The following is an 18490-nucleotide window of genomic DNA, read 5'->3' on the forward strand; positions in this document are numbered from 1 at the left end:
AGAACCTGCCCGGAACGCACGAACGCCCCGACTCGATGAGCCGGGGCGTTCGTTCTGCGGTGCACCCCCTCGGACTTGAACCGAGAACCCACTGATTAAGAGTCAGTTGCTCTGCCAATTGAGCTAGAGGTGCATGTTCCGGCTTCCGTGCCGCAACGGGAATCAACAATAGCATGGGTTTCGCGCGCCCACGACCACTCGTGTGCGCACGACGCGAACAAGGAGCACCATGACCGACCGTCTCGTCCCCGGCGACACCGCCCCCGACTTCACGCTGCCCGACCAGGACGGCACCCGGCACTCCCTGGCTGCCCTGCGCGGCAAGAAGGTCATCGTGTACTTCTACCCGGCGGCGTCGACCCCGGGCTGCACCACCGAGGCCTGCGACTTCCGCGACAACATGTCCTCGCTGCAGGCAGCCGGCTACGAGGTCCTCGGCGTCTCGAAGGACGAGCAGGCGAAGCTCAAGACGTTCCAGCACGAGCAGGCGCTGACCTTCCCGCTGCTGAGCGACCCCGATCTCGCCGTGCACAAGGCGTACGCGGCCTGGGGCGAGAAGAACAACTACGGCAAGATCGTCACCGGCACGATCCGGTCCACGATCGTGGTCGACGAGGACGGCGCCGTCCAGCTGCCGCTCTACAACGTCAAGGCCACCGGGCACGTGGCGAGCCTGCGGAAGAAGCTCGGCCTGGCCTGAGGACCGGCCACGCACCGGAGGCCCGGTGCCAGTTCTCGGAACCGGCACCGGGCCTCCAGTGCGCTGTCTGCAGACCGCCCTCGCAGGCTCGGCCGGCGCTGGCGCCGCGCGCCGCTGGCGCGTCGCCCCGTGCGGGGCGCGCGCTACTCGGCCGGACGCGCGAGCGCGGCCGTCACCGACCGCGACAGCACCAGCGTGATGCCGAGCAGGGCCGGGACGAGCAGCACCCAGCCGACCGCGGCGACCCGGAAGACGCCCTGGAACGCGCCGATCGCGATGGCTCCCTGCAGGACCTGCCAGACGATGATCCCGGAGCGCACCCACGACCGGCCCTGCCACAGGCCGTTCAGCAGCGCACCGAGCCAGAGCGCAGCGATGGCGACGAGGACGGTGAGGGCGATGCCGGAGGCGATGCTCGTGGCCGGGGCGACGAGCAGTTCGACGACCAGGACGACGGTCACGACCACCAGCGCGAGGAACTCGAGGCCGACCACCGCGAGCAGCCCCAGCATCGCCGGCGACCGGCGCGCGACGGCTGCGGAGGGATCGGTGTCGTTCGGAGTGTCGTCGTGCACAGTGATCCTCCAGCATCGGAACCCTTGATTTGGCCCTACCAGTATGGAACGATATTGGAGGTCGTTTGGACGGCACGATGTGGTGTGCGTCTCCCGTGGTTCATCGCTCCTCCCCCGAGCGTCTCGCGGGCGTCAGACACGCTTCCTGCGGACTCCTCCCCACAGTTGTCCCCTCCATGCCGCATGCATGGTCAGCGGTCCGATCCCCCGAGCCACGGCCCCGGCCTGCCGTTCGAGCATCGACATCAAGGAGCACCACACATGGACTGGCGTGACAAGGCTGCCTGCCTCACCGCAGACCCCGAGCTCTTCTTCCCCGTCGGGAACACCGGGCCCGCCGTCGACCAGATCGAGAAGGCCAAGTCGGTCTGTGCGCGTTGCACGGTCACCGAGATGTGCCTGCAGTACGCACTCGAGAACAACCAGGACTCGGGTGTCTGGGGTGGTCTCAGCGAGGACGAGCGTCGTGCGCTGAAGCGTCGCGCCGCCCGCGCTCGCCGCGCGTCCTGACCCCGGTCGCCCGACACCACGACGCCCGCCGTCCCTCCGGGGGCGGCGGGCGTCGTCGTGCGCGCGGAGCGGCTTCTGCAAAACACCGGTGTTCACGCGTCGAACACCGGAACGCGGGTGTTCGACCGGTGAACACCGGTGTTTTGCGGACTCGAACCGGGCGTCAAGCGGGGGCGGTCAACCAGCGGAACGGGATGGTGATCGTCACCTCGGTGCCGCTGCCCGTCAGGGTGTGCCAGTCGATGGTGCCGCCGAGCTCGCCCTGGATGAGCGTGCGGACGATCTGCGTACCGAGCCCCGAGCCGACCTTGCCCTCGGGGAGCCCCACCCCGTTGTCGCGGACCTCGATCTCCAGGTGGTCGTCGAAGCGGCGGGCGACGATCTCGACCTCGCCGTCACGGCCGTCCAGCCCGTGCTCGACGGCGTTCGTCACGAGCTCGGTGAGCCCGAGGGCAAGTGGTGTCGCAGCCTCGGAGGGCAGCACCCCGAACTCTCCGGTCTTCTTCGGGTGCACGGTGGTGTTGTGCGACGCGGCGACCTCGGTCACGAGCTTGAGCACCGAGTCGAACACCTCGTCGAAGTCCACCGTCTGGCTGAGGCCACTCGACAACGTGTCGTGCACGACGGCGATGGCGGCGACGCGACGCATGGCGTTCTGCAGCGAGGTCCGCGCTTCGTCCGAGTGCGTGCGACGCGCCTGGATCCGCAGCAGGGACGCCACCGTCTGCAGGTTGTTCTTCACCCGGTGGTGGATCTCGCGGATCGTGGCGTCCTTGGTGATGAGCTCGCGCTCCTGGTGCCGCAGCTCGGACACGTCGCGGCAGAGCACGATGGCGCCGATGCGCTCACCGTGGTCGCGGAGCGGGATCGAGCGGAGCGACACCGTGACGCCCTTCGACTCGATGTCGGCCCGCCACGGTGCACGGCCGGTGACGACGAGCGGCAGGGACTCGTCGACGTCGAGCTGGGCGCCGATGAGCTCGGTGGTGACCTCGGCGAGGGACTTCCGCTCGAGTTCCCCCTCGAAGCCCATCCGGTTGAACGCGCTCAGGCCGTTCGGGCTCGCGAACGTGACGATGCCGGCGGTGTCGAGGCGCAGCAGACCGTCGCTGGCACGGGGCGCACCACGACGGGGACCGGCCGGTGCCCCGAGGTCCGGGAAGTCACCGGTGGCGATCATGCCGAACAGGTCGTTCGCGCTCGCGGTGAAGTTGAGCTCCTGGCGGCTCGGGGTCCGCATCTCGTCCTGGTTGGAGTGCCGGGTGACGACGGCGATCGGTCGCTCGGTGGTCTCGGCGCTCTTCGCGCTCAGGCGGCGGAGCACCGGGATCGCGCGGACGCGGGTCGGGGTGTCCTCGTACCAGTCCGGCTCGGCGGAATCGACGACCCGTGACCCGGCGAAGCTCTCGGTCACCTGGCCGCGCCACTCCTCGCGGATCTCCTGCCCGACGATGTCGCGGTAGAACAGCGTCGCCGCGGAGCTCGGTCGGGCGTGCGCGACGGCCACGAACGAGCCGTCCTCGGCGGTCGGGACCCAGAGCACCATGTCGGCGAAGGACAGGTCGGCGAGGAGCTGCCAGTCCCCCACGAGCAGGTGGAGCCACTCCACGTCTGCTTCCGAGGAACGGCCTTGCGCGAGGACGAGGTCACTGAGGGTCGACACCCAGCCAGTCTAGGTCCGGCGCCTTGTGGAGAACGTCGCCCTGTCCACAGGGCAGACCGGTAAGTATTTTGTATGTCGCACGCCCCATACGCTCGCTCCAACGACGGAAGGGGCAGGGGTGGCAGAGCAGGCACGCCGCATCGATCACGAGACGACGACGGCGCACCCACCGCCGCTGCGCATCGTCGAACCGGCACCGGAGCCCGCCGTGGCGACCGGCCTCCCGGACCCGGCGACGACGGCGCGGGCGCTCGGGCTCTGCGTCGCCGAGGTGCTCACCGGCGCGCGGGAGGTCGACAGCATCGCCCGGTGGATCAGCGACGACGTGCAACGCCACCTGCAGCAGCGGGCCGCGGTGGCAGCGCACGCCCGAGGTTCCGGTCGGCGGGCACGCGGGCGCCCCGTGCTCCGGGTCGGCAGCGTGCTCGTCTGCCGCCCCGCGGCAGGCGTCGCCGAGGCGACGGTGGTCGTGCACGCGCGCAGTCACGCTCGGGCGGTCGCCATGCGGCTCGAAGAGCGACACGGACGGTGGCAGGCGACCGCGATCGGGGTCCTGTAGCCGGGTGGCGGGCAGACGGGAGGCACGGTGCCAGCTGGCACCGTGCCTCCTGTCCGTCCTGTGTGGACGCTAGTTCTTCTTGGCGGCCTGACGACGCTCGGCGCGGTTGCTCGCCGCGGCCTGACCGGAGGCCGTGGCCGCGTTGCCGAACGCGGAGCCCTGCTCCGGCTCGGCGGCCGCTTCGGCCTCGGCCTGGGCGCGCTGCGCGCGGGCGGTCGCCGCCTGCTCGAGGCGACCCTTCTCGTCGCGGACCTCGACCTCGCCGTCGATCGACGGTGCCGAGTACTCCAGGCCGGAGACCTCGTCCTCGCCGAGACCCTTGGCCTCGATCACCGCGTTCTCGCCGTCGGACTGCACCTGGACCTCGAGGTTGAAGAGGTAGCCCACGGACTCCTCGCGGATCTGCCCCATCATCGTCTGGAACAGGGCGTAGCCCTCGCGCTGGTACTCGACCAGCGGGTCACGCTGCGCCATCGCGCGGAGGCCGATGCCGTCCTTCAGGTAGTCCATCTCGTACAGGTGGTCGCGCCAGCGGCGGTCGATCACCGAGAGCACCACGCGACGCTCGAGTTCACGCATCGCCTCGTCGCCGAGGAGCTCCTCACGCTGCTGGTAGGCCAGCTTGGCGTCGGAGAGGATCTCGCGGGCCAGGAAGTCACGCGACGCCTTGCCCTTCGAGCCGGCCTCGGTGATGACCTCGTCGATGGAGATCGAGATCGGGTAGAGCGTGCCGAGCTCGGTCCACATGGCGTCGAGGTCCCAGTCGTCCGGGGAGCCTTCGCCGGTGTGGCTGTCGATCACGTCGTCGATGACGGCCTTGAGGAACGACTGCGCGCGGTCGTGCAGGTCGTCGCCCTCGAGGATGTGGCGGCGGTCGCTGTAGATCGCCTCCCGCTGGCGGTTCAGGACGTCGTCGTACTTCAGGACGTTCTTGCGGATCTCGGCGTTGCGGCCCTCGACCTGCGCCTGGGCGGACCGGATCGCGCGGCCGACGAGCTTGTTCTCGATCGCCAGGTCGTCCGGGACGTTCGAGCGGCCCATCAGGCTCTCGGCGGCACCGGAGTTGAACAGGCGCATCAGGTCGTCGGTCAGCGACAGGTAGAAGCGGCTCTCGCCCGGGTCACCCTGGCGGCCGGACCGGCCACGCAGCTGGTTGTCGATGCGCCGCGACTCGTGGCGCTCGGTGCCGAGCACGTACAGGCCGCCGACGGCGCGGACCTTGTCGCCCTCTTCCTCGACCTCGGCCTTGACGCGGGCGAACACGTCGTCCCACTCGGCCTCGTACTCGTCGGGGGTCTCGGTCGGCGACAGACCCTTGGCGTACATCTCCTGCACGGCGAGGAACTCCGCGTTGCCGCCGAGCATGATGTCGGTACCACGACCGGCCATGTTCGTCGCGACGGTCACGGCGCCGAAGCGACCGGCCTGGGCGACGATCGCGGCTTCGCGTGCGTGGTTCTTCGCGTTGAGGACCTCGTGCTTCACGCCCTGCTTGGCGAGGAGCTTCGACAGGTACTCGGACTTCTCGACGCTCGTGGTGCCGACGAGGACGGGCTGGCCCTTCTCGTGGCGCTCCGCGATGTCCTCGGCGACCTGCTCGAACTTCGCCTTCTCGTTCTTGTAGACGAGGTCGGTCTGGTCGATGCGCTGCATCGGCTTGTTCGTCGGGATGGGCACGACGCCGAGCTTGTAGGTCGACATGAACTCGGCCGCCTCGGTCTCGGCGGTACCGGTCATGCCGGAGAGCTTCTGGTACAGGCGGAAGTAGTTCTGCAGCGTGACGGTGGCGAGGGTCTGGTTCTCGGCCTTGACCTCGACGCCCTCCTTCGCCTCGATCGCCTGGTGGATGCCCTCGTTGTAGCGGCGGCCCATCAGGATGCGGCCGGTGTGCTCGTCGACGATGAGCACCTCGCCGTTCATCACGACGTAGTCCTTGTCCTTCTTGAACAGGGCGACGGCCTTGATGGAGTTGTTCAGGAACGAGATGAGCGGGGTGTTCGCCGACTCGTAGAGGTTCTCGATGCCGAGGTAGTCCTCGACCTTCTCGATGCCGGGCTCGAGGACGCCGACGGTGCGCTTCTTCTCGTCGACCTCGTAGTCCTCGCCCGGGGTGAGGCGCTTGGCGATCGAGGCGAACTCGGTGAACCAGCGGTTGGCCTCGCCCGAGGACGGACCGGAGATGATGAGCGGCGTGCGGGCCTCGTCGATGAGGATCGAGTCGACCTCGTCCACGACGGCGAAGAAGTGACCGCGCTGCACCATGTCGGACGCCTGCCACGCCATGTTGTCGCGCAGGTAGTCGAAGCCGAACTCGTTGTTCGTGCCGTACGTGATGTCGGCGGCGTACTGCTCGCGGCGCTCGGCCGGGGTCTGGTTCGCGATGATGCAGCCGGTGGTCATGCCGAGCGCGCGGAAGACGCGGCCCATGATCTCGGACTGGTACGACGCCAGGTAGTCGTTGACCGTGATGACGTGCACCCCGCGCGACGGGATCGCGTTGAGGTACGCGGCGGTCGTCGCGACGAGGGTCTTGCCCTCACCGGTCTTCATCTCGGCGATGTTGCCGAGGTGCAGGGCCGCGCCGCCCATGAGCTGCACGTCGAAGTGCCGCATGCCGAGGGTCCGCTTCGCGGCTTCTCGAACAGCGGCGAACGCCTCGGGCAGGAGGTCGTCGAGGGTCTCGCCGTTGGCGTACCGCTCGCGCAGCTCCTTGGTCTCGTCGTGGAGTTCCTCGTCGGTGAGGCTCGAGAAGTCGTCCTCGAGGTCGTTGATGGCCGAGGCGTACGCCTTCAGCCGACGGAGGGTTCGTCCTTCGCCGATGCGGAGGACCTTCTCCAGCACGTTTGCCACGTGAACTCCTTACGAGGTCGTCGCGCGCGACCTGCGCGCCCGATCGACCAGTCATGCTAGCAACCCGCGAACGCACGGCGCTGTGAGCGGCGCGGCTGTGGCGGACACGGGTGTGCGCGGCCCGCGAACGGGCCGCGCACACGGTGCGGAACGCAGGTTCCGCGTCGGGGTCAGGCGATCGCGGCTGCACGCTCCGCGTCGGCGTCCACGTCGGCCGACGCCTGGCCGGCGGGCACCTCGTCGATGCCGATCACCCCGTAGTCCCAGCCCTTGCGTCGGTACACGACACTCGGACGACGGGTCTCGGCGTCGAGGAACAGGTAGAAGTCGTGCCCGACGAGCTCCATGTAGTACAGGGCGTCGTCGACCGTCATCGGGGCGGCCTCGAAGACCTTGTGGCGGATGACGACCGGGCTGTAGACCTCGTTCTCGTCCTCGGCGGCCTCCTGGTCGACGACCGGGACGGCACCGGTCGCGACGTCCTCGATGAGCTTGCCGTCGGCCGGGACGACACCCATGCCGTCGAAGCCGCTGCCGGCGGCCTCGGCGACCGAGGTGGGGCGGTGCCGACCGTGGTGCACCTTGCGGCGGTCACGCGCCCGACGGAGGCGTTCCATGATCCGCGCGAAGGCGAGGTCGAAGGCGGCGTACTTGTCCGACGCCGCGGACTCGGCCCGCACGAGCGGCCCCGGTCCGATCAGCGTGAGCTCCACGCGGTCCTCGCCCTGGCTGCCGCTCGACTTCTCGTTGTGGCGGCTGATGCGCACCTCGAAGGCGAGGGCGCGGTCGGCGAGCACGTCGATCTTCTCGGACTTCTGTTCGACGTAGGTGCGGAAACGGTCGGTGACCCCGACGTTCCGGCCCGTGATCGTCACGTCCATGTGGCGGCTCCCATCCAGTGTCGGCGCGTCGCCTCCGTCCGGCGACCCGAACGCCTTGTCGCGAGGCTAGACCCGGCGCACCGTCGGCGTCACGGGGAGGCGGCGAGTCCGTCGGACACTCACCGGACACACAGCGGCCACCGGGTGTTCACCAGGCGTCAGGCGTCGACGGTCGCCACGGCGACGCAGCGCACCACCCGGCCACCGGCGGCCCGCACCGCGCGGACGCCCTCGGCCATCGTGACGCCCGTCGTGACGACGTCGTCGACGAGCACGACATCGCGGCCGTCGACGCCGGTCGCGTGCAGGGTCCCGACGGTCGCCGCGACGCGTTCCACCGCCGACCGCTCCTTCTGTCCCGGTCCGGATCGCCGTCGTCCGGCCGCGGTGCGGACGAGACGCCCCGTGTGCCGGACACCACCACGGGCGAGCAGCAGCACGACCGGGTCGAACCCACGTCGTCGGGCACCCGCCCGGGACGGCGGCACCCGGAGCACCACGGTGCCGTCCGGGGCCGCGGCGAGCGCCGCACGGACGAGTGCACCGAAGCGGACGCCGAGCGGACGGGCGACGTCGACCCGCCCCCGGAGCTTGAGCTCGAGGACCAGGGTGCGGACCAGCCCCTCGTACTCGAAGGCCGCGTCGAGCCGGACACCGGCGACCAGCCGGACCCGCCGGGGCCGTGCTGCGAGCGCCGCCCGGCACGGTGGGCAGAGCGCGCGGTCCTGGCGGCCGCAGCCCAGGCAGGTGACGGGCAGGAAGAGCCCGAGCACGGCGAGCAGGGCATCACGCCACGGGGTGGAGTCGTCGTCAGGGGGCATGCCCACGACTGTGGTGGTGACCGGACGGTGGTGGTGGGCCGTGGTGCCGGACGGTGGACGGGCCTCCAGGCCGGCTGGGGTGTGGAGGACCGTCGCGTCAGCGCTGGACGCCGAGCACGTCGGCGGTGACGCCCGTCGTGTCCCAGCCACCCCCGGTGGACTGCAGGACGTCGCCGTCCGACATCCGGAGCAACAGCGCGCCGCCGCCGCCGCCGCTGATGGCGGTGGCGCGCCCGTCGGGCTTCGGCAGGGTGCTCGACTTGCCGCCGATCGTCGTGCGCACGATGTTCGGACCGGTGGGGGTCTGCCCGACCGAGGCGACGTCGGTGTCGTTCACCCATGCGGCGTCGACCGCGGTGCCGCTGGCCGCCTGCACCCGGACCGGGGCGCCGAACGAGGTCGGTGACCGGTCGGACCCCCGGATGATCGCCATCACGTACAGGCCGGGGCCGTCCGAGGTCTCGATGAGTGCGAGGGCCCTGGTGGAGTCGCGGGACACCTGGAACGACACGAGGTCGCCGCGCGGCAGGGTGGTGCGCACCTGGTGGGGGTCGCCGCCGAGCCCGTACGCGGTGATGCGGCGGGTGTCGGACTGCTGTCCCACCCAGACGAAGCCGAGGTCGTCGACGGCGGGGGCGATGAGGCCTTCGCGGGCATCGACGCGCAGGCGGTCCTTGCCGCGCACGACGATGACGCCGTCCCGGTTGCCGACGGCGGCGGTGGTGCCGGACGCCGACAGGGCGATCGACGTCGGGTCGAGGCCGGCGATCGCGGCGCCGACGCCGCTGCCGAGTTCGGCGACCTTGCCGGTTCCCGAGGCGGCGTAGCCGACGACGCCGTCCTCGTCGACCAGGGGTCGGGGATCGACGTCGGGGTTCTGCTGGGCGTCCGCTCCCCCGGAGTCCGGCACCGACAGCGTCGCGCCCTCGATCGTCATCGAGACCGACGAGATGGTGGCGACCGAGGCAAGCGACTTGCTGAGCTGTTCGCGCATCCGGACCCTGTCGACGGTGCTCGCGCCCAGGGCGTCGCGCGACAGGTCGACGAGGGCCGTGCCGCTGTCGATCGTCACCGCGTTGAGGGACAGCTGGGTGCCCTCCGGGAACGACGAGACGACGGCGCCCTTCAGCCAGTCGGTGGGGCCGGCGAGCAGGGCGCTCGCGATGCGCGTGCTCGTGGAGGACCGGGCGAGGAACCAGCGCTGGTCGGGCACCAGGAACCTGTAGGTGGGGTCGTAGAAGTACAGCGCGTGCGGTTGGAACACCGACTCGAAGCTGACCGGCGACAGGATGATGCCGTCCGGGGCGTAGGCGATGCGCCACTCGCCGTCCTCGCGGACGAACTGGAACGTCAGCGTCGACGAGGTCGGGCGGACGGCCTGGGTGTACTCCCCTTCGGAGTCGACCGTGGCGCTGGCCGTCATCGTGTAGGTGAGTTCGCGGTCGTCGGCGCGTTCGACGGTGCCGCTGCCGTCGCGGATCGTGACGCCCTGCCGTGGGTTCCACTGCTGGGCGAAGTCGGCGGCCAGGAACTGCCGGGCGATGGCGTAGTTGTCCTGGGCGCCGGTGGCGGCGGCAATGAACCCGCGGAGGATCGCCGTCTGGTCGGACCCGGTGATCGGCTTGTCCGGCCGGAAGTCGACGCCCGAGAGTGACTCGTCCTTGATCGTCTGCCCGGTGCGGACGGCACCGTCGGTCGGGATGGCCGCGCAGGCGGTGACCGCGAGCAAGCTGACCGCGGCGAGCGCGACGGCGAGGACGTGGCGGATCCGGTGGCGCATCAGGACTCCTCTCGCACGGCGCGGGGGCCGTCGTACGACTCGTCGAGCTCGGGCAGCGGGATGGCCGAGGTGGCGGTGGTGCCCTGCTCGTTGCGGGGCAGGGTGAGCACGAACGTCGAGCCCTCGCCCGGTCGGGACCACACGTCGATGCGCCCGCCGTGGAGCTTCGCGTCGCCGAGGCTGATGGCCAGACCGAGGCCGGTGCCGCCGATGGTGCGCTTCCGGCTCGGGTCGGCCCGCCAGAACCGGTCGAACACCCGTGCGGCGTCCTCCGGCGGCATGCCGACGCCCTGGTCGCGGACGGCGATGGCGACGGTTCGTGCGTCGCTGTCGACGACGACCTGCACCGGCTTCGCGTCACCGTGCTCGATGGCGTTGCCGACGAGGTTGCGCAGGATCCGGCGGACCCGCTTGGCGTCGAGCCGCATCGTGGTGTGTCCGCCGGGGGTCGCGAGCTGCAGGTCGATGCCGGCACGCTCGGCCAGCGGGCGGAACTCCTCGACGATGTCCGCGGCGAGCGCCGCCGGCACCGACGGTTCGGTGTCGAGCTGCACCGCTTGCGCGTCGTAGCGGGAGATCTCGAGCAGGTCGGCGAGGAGCAGCTCGAACCGCTCCACCTGGGCGTGCAGGAGCTCGGCGGACCGGCCGACCGACGGTTCGAACGCGTGCCGGGAGTCGTAGAGCATGTCGCCGGCGAGGCGGATGGTGGTGAGCGGCGTGCGCAGCTCGTGCGAGACGTCGGACACGAAGCGCTGCTGCACGCGGGAGAGCTCGGCCAGCTGGGTGATCTGGCGGCTGACCGCCTCGGCCATCCCGTTGAAGCTCCGTGCCAGGGTCGCCAGGTCGTCCTGGCCGCGCACCGGGATGCGCTCGTCGAGGCGCCCCGCGGCGATCTTCCGGCTCGTCTCGGCGGCACCGCGGATCGGCACGACGACGAGCCGGACGACGAGCGACGTGACCAGGGCGATGAGCACCATCAGGGCCACACCGCCGATGGAGAGCGTCTGGGAGACGAAGTCCAGGGTCTGCTGCGCGTCGGACAGGTCGTAGACCAGGTAGAGCTCGTACTGGCCGGCGCTCGGGATCTGCAGTGTGGACCCGACGGCGAGGCCCGGCACCCGGCGCCCGTCGTCGTCGAGCTCGACGGGCTGCAGGCTGAGCCGACCGGTGTTCTGCCCGACCTCCTTGCGCAGGGCATCCGTGATGACCGCGTCCGGGAAGTCCTGGCTGGCGATCGTCTGGAGCGTCTGCGGGGTGGACTGGTCCGGGCTCCGCTCGATGGCGATGCTCGTGCCACCCGGACTCGTCGTGTTCGACAGGATCGCCTGCTGCGCCTCGTTCTGCAGGGTCTCGAGCTCGGACTGGTTGTTGTCCTCGGCTGCGGTCGCCGCGTCGAAGATCCCCTGGGCGACGATGGTGGCCCGGGCCGACTCCGACTCGATCTGGTCGCGGCGCTGCGAGTAGACGTTCGTCGAGATGCTCACCATGACCGCGGTGCCGATGATCGCCACCGCGAGTCCCGTCGTCATCACGGTGATGGCGACCGAGCGGAACATGAGCGAGCGCCGCCACAGGTAGGCGATCGGACGCCAGGCGCGTCGGAGCCAGCGTCGCATCCGGCGACGGCTGCGGTCGACGACACCGATCGAGACGGTGGTGCTGCCGGCCCCACCGGCGCCGCCGGCCCCACCGACCCGGCCGGAGCGTGCCGAGCCCGACGGGCGCGTCGAGGGCGGCACGGTGCTCAGGCTCCTCCGGCGCGGTACCCGACGCCGCGGACCGTGGTGACGGTCTTCGGGTTGTCCGGGTCGTGCTCGATCTTCGCGCGGAGCCGCTGCACGTGCACGTTCACCAGGCGGGTGTCCGCCTTGTAGTGGTAGCCCCAGACCTGCTCGAGCAGCATCTCGCGGGTGAACACCTGGTTCGGCTTCTCGGCGAGCGCCCGGAGCAGGTCGAACTCGAGCGGCGTGAGCGCGATCACGGTGTCGCCGCGGCGCACCTCGTGCCCGGCGACGTCGACCGTGACGTCGCCGACGTGCAGGACGGTCGCGTCGGACGCGCTCGGTCGCAGACGGGTCCGGATGCGGGCGACGAGCTCCTTCGGGTTGAAGGGCTTCACGACGTAGTCGTCGGCACCGTTCTCGAGCCCGAGGACGACGTCGGCGGTGTCGCTCTTCGCGGTGAGCATGATGATGGGCGTGCCGCTCTCGGCGCGGATGCGCTTGCACACCTCGATGCCGTCGATGCCGGGCAGCATGACGTCGAGCAGGACGAGGTCCGGCTTGGTGGCGTGGAACGCGTCGACGGCGTCGTTGCCGTCGGCGCTGAACTCGGGTTCGTACCCCTCGGAGCGGAGCACGATGCCGATCATCTCGGAGAGGGCCTGGTCGTCGTCGACGACGAGGATGCGCGGTGTCATGTGATCTGGACTCCGGGTGGCGTGCGGGTGCCGTGGTCGGCACGTGTCCCCACACGATAGCCGAGGCCCCGCCGCGCCGGGTTTTCCGCCAGGATGGGGGTGGACCGTGCATCGCTGGCACGGTCCGACACGACGAGGGGGCTGGAGTCATGTCCGATTGGCACACACCGGGCGGTGGGCAGCAGGGTGCGCCGACGCCGCCGGCGTCCGGACCGGCGCAGGGACCAGGACCCCTGCCTGGAGGCCCGCCCCGCTTCTCCGTGCCGCCGCAGCCCGCCCCGGGGCCGGGTCCGGGGCGACCGGGCGGCCCGTCCGGCGGCTCGCGTCCGGTGATCCCGCTGCGCCCGCTCGGCCTCGGGGACATCCTGGCCGGCGCCTTCATGGTCTTCCGCCGGAACGCCCGCGTGCTGCTGCTGTGGAGTGTGCTGTTGAGCGGTGTGCTCGGTCTGCTCTCGACGTTGGCCAGCACGTTCGGCCAGCAGGCGCTGCAGTCGCGGATGTTCTCGGCGCTCGACGGCGGCAGCGGTGCCGACTCGGTGGTCGCGGGCACGCTGACGCTCACGGCACTGCTCTCGGTCGTGCTGCCGTTCCTCGCCTACCTCGGTCGCGGGTTCCTGGTGGCGCCGGTCGCCGCGGACACCGGGCAGCGGGTGCTCGGCCGTCGCGCCACGTTCCGGGGGCTGTGGGCGCTGCTCGCCGGCCGCCGGTGGTCCGTCGTCGCGTGGATGCTCGTGCAGATCGGGGCCGGCGTGGTCCTCGCGATCCTGGCCGGACTCGTGTTCTTCGGGGTGTTCGCGGCCATGGGTGCCGCCGACTCCGGCACCGGGTGGTTCGTGCTGGCGCTCGTGCTGTTCGTGCTCGGCATCGGTGTCGTCGTCGTGTGGCTCGCCACGCGCTTCGTGCTCACCGTCCCGACCATCGCGCTCGAGGGCCGGCCGGTCTTCGCCGCAGCCGCACAGTCGTGGCGTCTGACACGCGGGGCCTTCTGGCGGACCTTCGGCATCCTGCTGCTCGTGCAGCTCGTGTTCGTGTTCGCGGCGTCCATCGCGTCGATCCCGCTCACCATCGGCGTCGTGCTCATCGGGGGCACCTTCGACCCCCTCGGCCAGATGGGAGGCACGTCGGGAGTCGGCACCGGTGCGGGCATCGCCATCGTCGTCGGCAGCCTGCTCGCGATCGCGGTGCAGTGCATCACCGACGTGCTGAGCGCGTCGATCACCACGTTCCTCGCCGTCGACCGGCGGATCCGCACCGAGGCCCTCGACCAGCGGATCGCGTCGCACCTGGACTCCGGGCAGCCGGCCGACCCGTTCGCGCCGTCCGCGCCCGTCGCGCGCCCGCCGTGGCCGCCGCAGCAGCAGTGGGGCGGTCAGCAGTGGCAGGCGCAGCAGTGGCAGGCGCAGCAGCAGCCGTGGCAGCCCGGTCAGCAGCAGCAGCCGTGGCAGCAGGGTCCGGGCCAGGCGCCGCCGGACGGCTCCGCGTGACGGCGGTCGACCCGGACGAGGCGCGTCGCCTGCTCGAGCGCGAACTCGACCGCGCCGCCTACGACGGTGCCCGGCCGACGTGGTGGGACCGTGCCTCGCGCTCCTTCCTCGACTGGCTCGGGTCGCTCCGTGCCGACGGCCTCGACTCGCCCGCTGCGGCACGCACCGCGCTCGTGATCGCGATCGTGGTGCTCGTCGCCGTCGTCGTGCTCGTCGTCGTCGCCCGCGGGCTTCCCCGCCGACGCGCCCGGGCCGGTGACGGCGACACCGGCGGGGTGTTCGACGCCGACGACCTGCGCTCCGCCCGGGAACTCCTCGAAGCGGCCCAGGCCGCCGTCCGTCGCGCCGACTGGTCGGCAGCGGTGCTCGACGGGTTCCGCGCGATCGCCAGAGGGCTCGGCGAACGCGACCTGGTGCCCGACGTGCCCGGAGCCACCGCGCGGACGATCGCCGCACGGGGCGCCGTGCCGTTCCCCGCGTCGGCGGGTGCGCTCGATGCGGCAGCGACCGCCTTCGACGCGGTGCGGTACCTCGGTGCCGAGGCCGACGAGGCCGCTGCCCTCCGCGTGCTCGACACCGAGCGCTCCGTCCGGCAGGCCCGGCCCGCCCGGGCCGACGGACCGGTGGTGCCGGCATGACGACCGACACCGCCACGCGGACGAGCGCCGGGCCGGCGCGGGCTCACGCTCCGGCTCCGGCCGAGGGACGCCGGTTCCGCGTCGGGTTCTGGGTCGCCATCGTCCTGGTCGGCGTCCTGCTCGCCGCCCTGACCGCCCTCGTGCAGGGCACCGACCCGGACGCACCGCGCGCACTCGACCCGACCTCGACGACGGCCAGTGGTTCGGCCGCCCTGGTCCGGGTGCTCGAGCAACGGGGCACCGCGGTCTCCGTCACCGACACCGTCGACGGCGTCGGCGGCATCGACGGCGGCACGGTGTTCATCGACGACGCGGACGGTGCGCTCGACCCGGCCGTCGCGGAACGCATCGCCCGCACGGCCCGGCACGTCGTGGTCGTGGGCACGAGCGGCGCCGGACTCGAGGCACTCGGACTCCGGGTCGACCCGGCGGTCCAGGTCGACGGTGACGCCACCGTCTCGACGGCCTCGTGCGGGATCCCGGCGGCGGCCTCGGCAGGCCGGGTCACCACCGCCGGCTCCGGGTACACCGTGCACGACGACGCCGCCGAACGGTGCGCGCCGACGGGCGAGGGCGGCTCCCGGGTCTGGGGTCTCGTGCGCACCGCCACGCCCGGCGGCGACGTCACGCTGCTCGGCACCACCTCGGCGTTCCGGAACGACACGATCGCCACCGCCGGGAACGCCGCGCTCGCCCTCGGCCTGCTCGGCGCCGACGAGCGGCTCGTCTGGTACACCCCGGCCGTCGGCACCCCCGACGCCGCTCCGACCCTCGGCGAGCTCGCCCCGCCGTGGGTCCCGAGCGCGCTCGCTCTGCTCGCCCTCGTCGCCGTGGCGGCCGGCGTCTGGCGGGGCCGACGGCTCGGCCCCCTCGTCGTCGAACGGTTGCCCGTCGTCGTCCGTGCTGCCGAGACCACCGAGGGGCGCGCCCGGATGTACGCCCGCACCCGCGACCGCACCCACGCCCTCGACACCCTGCGCGTCGCCGCCGTCCGCCGCATCGGCAGGATGCTCGGTCTGCCCCGCTCGGCACACGTCGACGAGGTCGTCCGGACCGCGGCCCAGGCCACCGGCATCCCGCACACCCGTGTCGGAGCCCTGCTCGTCGGCGGGACCACCGACGACGACCGTGCGCTCGTCGACGGCACCGCCGCCCTCGACGACCTCGAACGCGCCGTCCGCCGGGCGACCTCCGGCGACCGACCGACCTCCGACCCCGACCGACCAGGAGCACGACCGTGACCGACCTGCCCCCTGCCACCACCGAACACACCGCACCGGAACACGACCCCACGTCCTCGGACGGTTCCGACCTGCGCGACGCGTTCGGCCGGGTCCGCACCGAGGTCGCCAAGGCCGTCGTCGGCCAGGAGGGCGCGGTCTCCGGCATGATCGTCGGACTCCTCGCACAGGGGCACGTGCTGCTCGAGGGCGTCCCCGGTGTCGCGAAGACCCTGCTCGTCCGCAGCCTCGCCGCCGCGATGACGCTCGACACGAAGCGCATCCAGTTCACCCCGGACCTGATGCCCGGCGACGTCACCGGGTCGCTCGTCTACGACGCCTCGACCGGCACGTTCCCGTTCCGCGAGGGTCCCGTCTTCACGAACGTCCTGCTCGCCGACGAGGTCAACCGCACGCCGCCGAAGACCCAGTCGGCCCTGCTCGAGGCGATGGAGGAACGCCAGGTGAGCGTCGACGGCGACGCCCGGGCGCTGCCGGACCCCTTCTTCGTCGCCGCGACGATGAACCCGATCGAGTTCGAGGGCACGTACACGCTGCCCGAGGCGCAGCTCGACCGGTTCCTGATGAAGCTGACCCTCGACATCCCGCCGCGCGACGTCGAGTGGCAGGTGCTCCGACGCCACGCCGACGGATTCGTGCCGCGCGACGTCCGGTCGGCCGGCATCACCCCGGTGGTCGGCGTCGACGAGGTGATCCGTGCGCAGCGTGCCGTCCGCGGTGTCGGGGCCCGCGACGACGTGCTCGCCTACATCGTCGACCTCGCCCGGGCCACCCGGCAGGCACCGTCCGTCCGCGTCGGCGTGAGCCCCCGCGGTGCGACGGCACTGCTCGCGGCCGCCAAGGCCTGGGCGTGGCTCACCGGCTACGACGCGATCACCCCGGACCACGTGCAGGCCATGGCCCTGCCGGTCTGGCGGCACCGCCTGCGGGTCGCCGCCGACGCGGAGCTCGAGGGCGTCGGCGCCGACGGCGTGCTCCAGCAGGTGCTCGAGCAGGTGCGGGTGCCGATCTAGTGGCGGTCTCCGGCCGGTTCGTCGCGCTCCTCGCCGTCGCCCTCGTGCCCACCGTGCTGCTCGGCAGTGGGTGGGCCGGTCTGGCGTGGGTCGGGGTGGTGCTGCTCGCCGCGGCGCTCGACGTCGTGCTCGCCGCCGACCTGCGACGGGTCCGCGTCGAGCGTCGGATGCCGCGGCTCGCTCGGCGCGACAGCACCGCGGACGGCACCCTCGTGCTCGCCAACGACGGCGCCCGGACGATCCGCGGTGTGGTCCGGGACATGTGGGAGCCGTCGGCCGGACACCGTCCCCGTCGGATCCGGATGACGGTCCCCGCCGGGGAACGTCGGACGGCCCGGATGCGGTTCACGCCGTTCCGTCGTGGTCGCCGCCGCACCACCGGGGTCGCCGTGCGGTCCTTCGGTCCCCTGGGCCTCGCCGCACGGCAGCGGGTCGTCGCGGCCCCGGGCGAACTGGTCGTGACGCCGCCGTTCCGCTCCCGGCGGCACCTGCCGTCACGGTTGGCACGTCTTCGTGAGCTCGACGGCGAGACCACGCTGCAGCTCCGCGGGCACGGCACCGAGTTCGACTCGCTGCGCGACTACGTGCGCGGCGACGACGTGCGGTCGATCGACTGGCGCGCGACCGCGCGGCGGCAGGACCTCGTCGTCCGCACCTGGCGACCCGAACGCGACCGGCGCGTCGTCGTCGTGGTCGACGCGGGCCGGGCGGGTGCCGGCCGCGTCACCGACGAGCCCCGACTCGACACGTTCATCGAGTCGGCGCTGCTCCTCGGCGCCCTCGCGGCTGCCGCCGGTGACCGCGTCGACCTGGTGGTCCTCGACGACACGGCACACGACCGCGTGCACGGCGCCACCCGCGCCGACGTCGTGCAGCGCTTCGGCGAGGCCCTCGCGATGGCCGAACCCGGGCTCGCCGCGACCGACTGGGCATCCGTGCCCGCGCTCGTCGACTCGATCACGACCTCGCGCGCCATGGTCGTCCTCGCCTCGAGCCTCGACTCCGTCGGTGCCTCGGGCGACCTGCTCGCCGTGCTCCCCCGGCTGTCCCGGCGGCACGCGGTCGTCGTGACGAGCATCGAGGACCCGGCCGTCCAGCGGATGGCGCGCGGCGGGGTGGACCCGACCACGGCGATCCGCACCGCGCGCGGCGGACGGGTGCCGGGCCTCCCCACCGGCGCGGAGCGCGACGTCTACCGACGCGCGGCCGCCGAGCGCACCCTGCTGGACGCGGACGGTGCGGCCGACGTCGCACGGCGCTCCGGCGCCGAGGTCGTGCGCGGCGCACCGGCGGACGTCCCGCCGCTCGTCGCGGACGCCTACATCCGTGCGAAGGCCACCGGCCGGCTCTGAACCG

The 18490-nt window shown here is 71.9% G+C and carries 16 protein-coding genes and 1 tRNA gene; 8 read left to right on the plus strand and 9 right to left on the minus strand.

Annotation, left to right across the window (positions count from 1 at the left end):
* Nucleotides 1-60 precede the first annotated feature (60 nt).
* Nucleotides 61-133: transfer RNA gene (locus H7A73_RS10685), tRNA-Lys, on the minus strand.
* 96 nt (nt 134-229) lie between these two features.
* Here H7A73_RS10685 and bcp point away from each other — a divergent pair.
* Nucleotides 230-700 (plus strand): thioredoxin-dependent thiol peroxidase, encoded by a 471-nt coding sequence (gene bcp, locus H7A73_RS10690; RefSeq protein WP_182065936.1) that lies wholly within the window; start codon nt 230-232, stop codon nt 698-700.
* A gap of 143 nt (nt 701-843) precedes the next feature.
* Here the strand turns inward: bcp and H7A73_RS10695 are convergent, their stop codons facing one another.
* Nucleotides 844-1275, minus strand: coding sequence for a hypothetical protein (locus H7A73_RS10695; RefSeq protein WP_182065937.1), 432 nt, complete (start codon nt 1273-1275; stop codon nt 844-846).
* 261 nt (nt 1276-1536) lie between these two features.
* Here H7A73_RS10695 and H7A73_RS10700 point away from each other — a divergent pair, with 261 nt between their 5' ends.
* Nucleotides 1537-1785, plus strand: coding sequence for a WhiB family transcriptional regulator (locus H7A73_RS10700; protein WP_017888820.1), 249 nt, complete (start codon nt 1537-1539; stop codon nt 1783-1785).
* Nucleotides 1786-1948: 163 nt separating this feature from the next.
* Here H7A73_RS10700 and H7A73_RS10705 read toward each other — a convergent pair whose 3' ends face one another.
* Nucleotides 1949-3448 (minus strand): sensor histidine kinase, encoded by a 1500-nt coding sequence (locus tag H7A73_RS10705; protein WP_027466510.1) that lies wholly within the window; start codon nt 3446-3448, stop codon nt 1949-1951.
* A gap of 118 nt (nt 3449-3566) precedes the next feature.
* Here H7A73_RS10705 and H7A73_RS10710 point away from each other — a divergent pair, with 118 nt between their 5' ends.
* Complete coding sequence (locus H7A73_RS10710) at nt 3567-4007, plus strand: Rv3235 family protein (protein ID WP_182065938.1); 441 nt, start codon at nt 3567-3569, stop codon at nt 4005-4007.
* Between the two features lie 69 nt (nt 4008-4076).
* On the opposite strand, the gene secA is transcribed toward H7A73_RS10710, so the two are convergent.
* The 6 genes from secA to mtrA form a co-directional block, all read right to left on the minus strand.
* On the minus strand, nt 4077-6857 hold the full coding sequence (gene secA, locus H7A73_RS10715) for a preprotein translocase subunit SecA (protein WP_182065939.1): 2781 nt from the start codon (nt 6855-6857) through the stop codon (nt 4077-4079).
* Between the two features lie 170 nt (nt 6858-7027).
* Nucleotides 7028-7738: a ribosome hibernation-promoting factor, HPF/YfiA family gene (hpf, locus tag H7A73_RS10720; RefSeq protein ID WP_182065940.1), complete on the minus strand. Its 711-nt coding sequence runs from the start codon at nt 7736-7738 to the stop codon at nt 7028-7030.
* A 158-nt stretch (nt 7739-7896) separates the two neighbouring features.
* Nucleotides 7897-8559 (minus strand): ComF family protein, encoded by a 663-nt coding sequence (locus H7A73_RS10725; RefSeq protein WP_182065941.1) that lies wholly within the window; start codon nt 8557-8559, stop codon nt 7897-7899.
* Nucleotides 8560-8656: 97 nt separating this feature from the next.
* Nucleotides 8657-10339: an LpqB family beta-propeller domain-containing protein gene (locus H7A73_RS10730; RefSeq protein WP_182065942.1), complete on the minus strand. Its 1683-nt coding sequence runs from the start codon at nt 10337-10339 to the stop codon at nt 8657-8659.
* Entirely contained in the window at nt 10339-12078 is a 1740-nt protein-coding gene (gene mtrB, locus H7A73_RS10735; protein WP_259362835.1) for an MtrAB system histidine kinase MtrB, read from the minus strand. Before mtrB ends, H7A73_RS10730 begins: the two co-directional genes overlap by 1 nt.
* 5 nt (nt 12079-12083) lie before the next feature.
* Nucleotides 12084-12758 carry an MtrAB system response regulator MtrA gene (gene mtrA, locus H7A73_RS10740; RefSeq protein WP_017888813.1) on the minus strand — a complete coding sequence of 225 codons (675 nt, stop codon included), beginning with the start codon at nt 12756-12758 and terminating at the stop codon, nt 12084-12086.
* A 149-nt stretch (nt 12759-12907) separates the two neighbouring features.
* Here mtrA and H7A73_RS10745 point away from each other — a divergent pair, with 149 nt between their 5' ends.
* The 5 genes from H7A73_RS10745 to H7A73_RS10765 are packed head-to-tail and all read left to right on the plus strand — an operon-like array spanning nt 12908 to nt 18486.
* On the plus strand, nt 12908-14242 hold the full coding sequence (locus H7A73_RS10745) for a glycerophosphoryl diester phosphodiesterase membrane domain-containing protein (protein ID WP_182065943.1): 1335 nt from the start codon (nt 12908-12910) through the stop codon (nt 14240-14242).
* Nucleotides 14197-14880, plus strand: coding sequence for a DUF4129 domain-containing protein (locus tag H7A73_RS10750; protein WP_182065944.1), 684 nt, complete (start codon nt 14197-14199; stop codon nt 14878-14880). The genes H7A73_RS10745 and H7A73_RS10750 overlap by 46 nt, the downstream gene beginning before the upstream one ends.
* Nucleotides 14877-16121, plus strand: a complete 1245-nt coding sequence (locus tag H7A73_RS10755; protein WP_182065945.1) for a DUF4350 domain-containing protein — start codon at nt 14877-14879, stop codon at nt 16119-16121. The genes H7A73_RS10750 and H7A73_RS10755 overlap by 4 nt, the downstream gene beginning before the upstream one ends.
* Nucleotides 16122-16126: 5 nt before the next feature.
* Nucleotides 16127-17134 (plus strand): AAA family ATPase, encoded by a 1008-nt coding sequence (locus tag H7A73_RS10760; protein WP_411469312.1) that lies wholly within the window; start codon nt 16127-16129, stop codon nt 17132-17134.
* The gene (locus H7A73_RS10765) at nt 17134-18486 is read left to right on the plus strand and encodes a DUF58 domain-containing protein (RefSeq protein WP_182065946.1); all 1353 of its coding nucleotides are present in this window, start codon (nt 17134-17136) and stop codon (nt 18484-18486) included. The genes H7A73_RS10760 and H7A73_RS10765 overlap by 1 nt, the downstream gene beginning before the upstream one ends.
* The last annotated feature ends 4 nt before the right edge of the window (nt 18487-18490 follow it).

This window comes from Curtobacterium sp. ME12 (assembly GCF_903970855.1).
Taxonomy (GTDB): Bacteria; Actinomycetota; Actinomycetes; order Actinomycetales; family Microbacteriaceae; genus Curtobacterium; species Curtobacterium poinsettiae_A.

Excerpts from the sequence above, each read along its gene's own strand:
- H7A73_RS10755 (WP_182065945.1), top strand. The coding sequence starts at position 14,877 with ATGACGACCGACACCGCCACGCGGACGAGCGCCGGGCCGGCGCGGGCT.
- H7A73_RS10730 (WP_182065942.1), bottom strand. The coding sequence starts at position 10,339 with ATGCGCCACCGGATCCGCCACGTCCTCGCCGTCGCGCTCGCCGCGGTC.
- mtrA (WP_017888813.1), bottom strand. The coding sequence starts at position 12,758 with ATGACACCGCGCATCCTCGTCGTCGACGACGACCAGGCCCTCTCCGAG.
- H7A73_RS10725 (WP_182065941.1), bottom strand. The coding sequence starts at position 8,559 with ATGCCCCCTGACGACGACTCCACCCCGTGGCGTGATGCCCTGCTCGCC.
- hpf (WP_182065940.1), bottom strand. The coding sequence starts at position 7,738 with ATGGACGTGACGATCACGGGCCGGAACGTCGGGGTCACCGACCGTTTC.
- H7A73_RS10700 (WP_017888820.1), top strand. The coding sequence starts at position 1,537 with ATGGACTGGCGTGACAAGGCTGCCTGCCTCACCGCAGACCCCGAGCTC.
- bcp (WP_182065936.1), top strand. The coding sequence starts at position 230 with ATGACCGACCGTCTCGTCCCCGGCGACACCGCCCCCGACTTCACGCTG.
- H7A73_RS10745 (WP_182065943.1), top strand. The coding sequence starts at position 12,908 with ATGTCCGATTGGCACACACCGGGCGGTGGGCAGCAGGGTGCGCCGACG.